General features: G+C 39.7%; 3 protein-coding genes. All 3 read right to left on the bottom strand.

All coding sequences use genetic code 11. From position 1 onward, the window contains the following. Positions 1–76: 76 nt before the first annotated feature. The 3 genes from ACEYW6_RS35780 to ACEYW6_RS35770 are packed head-to-tail and all read right to left on the bottom strand — an operon-like array spanning position 77 to position 4,729. Complete coding sequence (locus ACEYW6_RS35780; RefSeq protein ID WP_412983543.1) at positions 77–892, bottom strand: TniQ family protein; 816 nt, start codon at positions 890–892, stop codon at positions 77–79. Further along, on the bottom strand, positions 882–2,009 hold the full coding sequence (locus ACEYW6_RS35775; RefSeq protein ID WP_412983542.1) for an ATP-binding protein: 1,128 nt from the start codon (positions 2,007–2,009) through the stop codon (positions 882–884). Before ACEYW6_RS35775 ends, ACEYW6_RS35780 begins: the two co-directional genes overlap by 11 nt. After that, entirely contained in the window at positions 2,000–4,729 is a 2,730-nt protein-coding gene (locus ACEYW6_RS35770; protein WP_412983541.1) for a TnsA endonuclease N-terminal domain-containing protein, read from the bottom strand. Before ACEYW6_RS35770 ends, ACEYW6_RS35775 begins: the two co-directional genes overlap by 10 nt. Positions 4,730–4,905: the final 176 nt, after the last annotated feature.

The raw sequence follows: 4,905 nt of genomic DNA, 5'->3' as shown, positions 1-4,905 counted from the left end.
TTGTGACTGTAACCATAAGTTTGCCGGGGCGGCACGTTTATGCTTTCAAAACGCCTGGGCAAGTTTCGGTGAAAAATTAGTTTTGATGTATGGGTGGTAGGAAGTTAGAGGGTGTATTGGCAGCCAAATCTTCGACATCATCGAACCACATACACTGCCACAGAGGCTTATTGCTTTGATTAGAGAGCGGAGCTATCAATTGTTGCCGCCAAAAGTCAACGCTTTCAGTTTCTTCATTAACTACTTGATTGAGTTGCAGTCCACCTAACCATAGATGACAGATTGAGCAATATCCTGGACGAGAATACCTTGATAATGGTGGAAACTCTTGCTGGCAGTGAGGGCATTGCTCAATCAGTGACTGATGCTCATGGTGAGGGCATTCCTTGATTGTGTTGACTAACCACAGCAGTGGATTGTAAATTACTCGATTATTGGTACGCCAGGTGTCATAGCATACTGGGCACCAAGCTTGATGTAAGCGCAGAATGCTAAACTCGAAAAAAATACTTGCCCACTTTAATGGCCACAGACAAGATAAATCTTGACGCTGGGTTAATTCTTCTAGAACTTGAATTAGAGTAGTGGCAATGTTAACTCTGGTTTGGCTTGCTGGAGTTAAAGAATCTTGAACTCCAAATAAATGATTAATGATGTTGATGGAACTAGCACTGCTTGTTTTGTGCCCCATCAGTGGAACAATTTTAGACAAAATTAGTTCTTCAGCAGTTATGGTGTGATAGTCGGCAAGGCGAGCAATATATCCACTTAAGCTCTCCATATAAAGCGTACCAACACCAATTGGCTCTAATGGAAATAATTGACAACGTTGTGGAATTGTTGGTTTTTCCAGATTCCAAAACTCATCTTCGGTATAATAATCAACTAACATCAAGATTAATTCCTACAGGATCTCTTTTAGCCAGACGTTTCCCAACACGACCTTTGATTTGAGATGGTTGCCTTACATCTTCATTGGTCAAACTGGGTGTTACAGTTGCAACTTCGTTGTGCCATCGCTTCTCTCCAGCTTGTGCTTCCTGTTGAATTTGCTGCCGTCGTGCTTTTGAGTATTCGTTTTGTTGGATATACTTCGCATTGAGGGTTGTCGCATTCTCTGCCAAGGCGTTTCGTAACGCTTTTGTCAACCAAGTTTTGAGGAGACCAACGCTGCCAACTGAGTAATCCAAAAAATATTCATATTGTTCTACCAAGCAAGGTTCTTCAACCAAAGGTAAATGTGCCTGAAATGTTCTGAGAACCCTCATAAACTCAGCTATATCCTCTTTGTTGTCTGTCGAATAACGAGGTAAATGTATATCATCGCTGCGTCGGCTGACTTGACCACTGAGGTGACAGCAGTTGAGTAAATCATAAGTACCGAATAAAATATGTACGACACCAGTAACATTAGCGATAGATTTTATCCAATTCATCTGATGTAACATTTGTTTTCCTCCAGCAACCATCAGCAAATGTTGGGCTTCATCTATCATTAATGCTGTTAATTGATGGTGTTGCATAGATTGTTCTAAAGCACGACGCACTGTATCAGAACTTTTGGAAGCAAAGTATGTAGCCGAAAGAGTGTTTGCATACTTTTGATAATTTGATGTACTATTTGTAGTGATTGAATTGAGCGAGATTTTCTCTAGAGATTCTAGAACCCGGAGGTAGTAATCTTTATAATTAAACTTTCCTGCTTCATTAGCAATTGCCTCTATACCTGCGACTGGGATCTGACAAATATTACTGTTCATAGATGCTAATGCACCTTCCATTAACAGTTTTTCAGTTCGTAGTCGTAAAGTAGTCTTCCCTACTCCTGCTGGGCCAACAACGAACAAGACACAGATATCTGTTGGTTGTTGAAGATTCATCAACAAAATATCTAAAGCCTGTTTTAACCGTAAATGTCCAATTGTAATCCCCTGAAAATAGTTCAGCCGCTCGGTTGATGATTGAGTAAGGAGTGCTTGAGGAAATAGACGTTTGTATTTTATTGCCATAACTCCTCTTGAGTATGGGGTTGAATTTTTTCTAAATCTATTGCTGAAATATTTAATTTATCTGTTTGTGATAAAACTTCAGTAGGATTGCTTGTATTAATGTTAATTGGATATTCATCAAGATAAGTTTTTGTCTGTTTAATATTATTTTGATACAGCAATTGACGCATATCTAGTGCAGCCAAATCGTGCAATCTTTGTGCCTGTAAAGTTTCTTGAGCTTCTGCTGATTCTAGATACTGTGCAAGTTCCTTAGCCCTAATTGTTATCTTTTGGTTGTACTGATTTTTCTGTTGGCGCAATTCAATACTTGCAAGTCGAATTTCTCTTTCTGAATGACCTTGTAAGGATGAGTAATATTCAGAAATACACCGCACCCAATTACCTTTGACATAAGCATAAGCAGTCCCGACATCAAATGGGTCGTATCTAACTGGGACTTGAGTTCCTTCAACTTCAGGATTAAGAAAGGAATCATCAATTGACCAGTAGTAAATAGAATTAATTTTTATACCAATTCTTGGTATTATTTTTGCACTTCCCTTCGGAGTTGAAGGCAAGGTAAAAATTTTAAAGTTTTCATCATCTAAAATTTTTTCTCCATAGCGCATTCCACTTTGATTAAGACCTCTTTCAAATGCAGCATTAGGAGAGAGTCCTAACGCCGGATGCTCTCTACAGTCATAAATCACATAAGCATATTCACAAAAATATTCATATAATTCTGGCAATGTCCAGACAGCTTGTACTTTTGGGTTATTTGCTTTATTTACCAAGCGAACCTGTTTAGTAATTTGAGTATTGCCTTTTAGGTTGTAAAAGAATTCTGTGTTGGTTGTGCCAAAAAAACGTTCAATAAGCGAACCAAATCTTGGACTAGCAACGGGGCGTTGTTTTTTTGTGCAAGCAAATGCCGCCAGAAGAGTTTCAAAGTAAATACTGCCAAACTCTACACCATTATCCATTATTAATGTTTCTGGAAAACGTCCAAGTCGCTGCACACAAATTCGCAACACCATCATGCAAGAGCGATACGATGGTGGATCAAAAGTTAAATAGATGGCAAAAATACGGCGGGAGAAAGCATCAATAAGAATCGTTGCCCAAGGTCTGCCTAAACAACGTCCAGTGCGAGAACAAACTAACTCAATATCTAATTCCGTATGGTCAATGTGGCAGATTTCAAATGGACGACTGCCGTGGTTAGGCGTGGAAAGCGTTAATTCGTGATAAAAAGGATTCTTTTGGTAAGCTGCTCTACTACCTTGTCTTTGGCGAGTTTGCCGTACTGGATCTCGTTGATTAATACGCTTACAAAAAGTAATCCGACTGGGGCAAGGGTCTGTTCTTCCTGCTTTTTCCCACTCTCTAACGAGAATACCGTAAGTTGCCAGTTTTCCTCGCTGTTTGAGATTTTCATAATGCTGTTCAATAATTCGGTCGATGAACTCCCAAGTATCGGGTGAAAAGCGGTCTACTCGATTTCCTTTGTCTCCCCGATTGGGTAGCAAACCAATATAGCCCCAGCCATAATTATTAAGAGCCTTATTAAATCTGGATTTCCAGCTACGGATTGTCCGCTCAGGTACAGAACTATTAATTGGCGGTCTTCCATGTAAATATGGCTCAATGATTTTATAGCGGTAGTTAGCCACGGACAAATCTTCAGGACTGGCGCATTTTAGCTGTTCCCAAATTTCTGTTGTTTTTGCAGATTTAGGTTGAATATGAGTAATTTCTTTTTGTGCAATGAGTGCATCAAAGTTTGCATGAGTTAACCCAATCAGTTCATTTTCGCTTTGGAGAGCAATTTTTGTGTCTCCAATTTGAAGTACACACCAACTTTTCCCATCCCAAACAAGGGTTGAGCCAACCGCCACATCAATTCGTTGTCCGCTGGCGATAGTGGTAGAAATTCTTTGAGCAATCATGACATTATATGCCAGTGCCATCTGTTGACTGCTGAAAAGATGAACTTGTTCTGGTTCACTCAAAGCTGCTGCTTTGAGGTCTACATATAATTGCTTTGTTGCAATCAAGGCATAGATATCGTCTACCCAATTGGTACTGGTTGATTCTAATAGTTCTTTCAGAGTCATTCCAGGGTTAGCTCTCACGCACTCAACAACCGTTGTTCTTACCTCTGAGTTAACTGTATTTTCTTGATTGAAATAAGCTTTCAGAAACTGATGGTTGCGGTAAGCAATCCAGTTTATTTCTTGATCTGTACGTAAATGGTAGTACAGTAAAAGTGGTTGAACTTTAGTTTCTGCTGGTGGAGCGTGCCATTGACCGTCTTCGCTCTGTTGATAGCGTGTGGGTTGTTTCTGAGCTAATGTTTTGAGACGTTCGCTCGGTTTCCATTCTTCAAATCCCACACAGTTACGGCGTATGATCAAGAAATCAGGAGTATGAGATGTCACCACACAACGTCCGCTCTTTGATTTGAATGATAGGCTTAAGCGAATTGGTTGGTCATAGTATTCCAAAACATCTTCGTCATTTTCGTATTCGACGATCGCTGGCAGTTCTACTTTATGAGATTCAAACTGAATTGTTTTCCCCATTTTGCGGCTTGGATAGCTACCGCAAACATTTTTCGCTCCCCCACCTACAATCCTTACAGGTTCTGAACAACGGATTTTTTGCACAAACTCTTTTGTCGTCTCTGTTAAACAAAGGCGGCGACACCAGTCTTCAAACTCTTGGTCGCTGAGCATACAGAAAAACCGTTATTTTCGGCAGGTTTATGCTTTATTTTTATACTTTCGGCAAGTTTATCATTTCAAAACTCAACTTTTTCTATTTAGCCAATAAACGTAATAATCTACTTTTCAACTCTTACTGCGGCAAAGTTATGGTTTCAAAAATGGCAAACTTATGGTTACAGTCACAA

The sequence above is a fragment of the Nostoc sp. UIC 10607 genome, assembly GCF_047228265.1.
Lineage (GTDB): Bacteria > Cyanobacteriota > Cyanobacteriia > Cyanobacteriales > Nostocaceae > Nostoc > Nostoc foliaceum_A.
Note: the sequence above shows the minus strand (reverse complement) of the source record. Positions and strands in the feature narration are given on the sequence as shown.

Coding starts and splice junctions, on each gene's coding strand:
- ACEYW6_RS35780 (WP_412983543.1), bottom strand. CDS start 892: ATGTTAGTTGATTATTATACCGAAGATGAGTTTTGGAATCTGGAAAAA.
- ACEYW6_RS35775 (WP_412983542.1), bottom strand. CDS start 2,009: ATGGCAATAAAATACAAACGTCTATTTCCTCAAGCACTCCTTACTCAA.
- ACEYW6_RS35770 (WP_412983541.1), bottom strand. CDS start 4,729: ATGCTCAGCGACCAAGAGTTTGAAGACTGGTGTCGCCGCCTTTGTTTA.